Genomic DNA, 366 nt, shown 5'->3' with positions numbered 1-366 from the left:
GCGGGTCTGCTCGTGCAGGTGCCAGGCCGCGTCCGCCTTCGGGGCCAGCACCCGGTCGAGGCGCTCGGGGTCCATGGTGGCGATGAGCCCGTTGTCGCCCGTGCCCGCGGCGTGGACGATGCCGGTGAGCGGGTGCGCGGCGGGGATCGAGGCGAGCAGGGCGGCGACCGCCCGCGGGTCGGCCACGTCGCAGGCCGTGATCGTGACCTCGGCGCCGAGCCCGGTGAGCTCCGCGGCCAGTTCGGCGGCGCCCTCGGCGTCGGGGCCGCGCCGGCTGGTCAGGACCAGGTGGCCGGCACCGTGTTCGGTGACCAGGTGCCGGGCCAGGTGGGCGCCGATGCCGCCGGTGCCGCCGGTGATCAGGAC

At 77.6% G+C, this 366-nt stretch carries 1 protein-coding gene; it reads right to left on the bottom strand.

Features of this window, described 5'->3' with window-relative positions; translation table 11 throughout:
* Positions 1-366, bottom strand: a 366-nt coding sequence (locus K7B10_RS40605) for an SDR family NAD(P)-dependent oxidoreductase (RefSeq protein WP_229346092.1), incomplete at both ends; no start/stop codon positions are given.

Source organism: Streptomyces flavotricini, from assembly GCF_020639365.1.
In the GTDB taxonomy this organism is placed as follows: domain Bacteria; phylum Actinomycetota; class Actinomycetes; order Streptomycetales; family Streptomycetaceae; genus Streptomyces; species Streptomyces flavotricini.
This window is presented reverse-complemented; position numbering and strand designations above follow the sequence as displayed.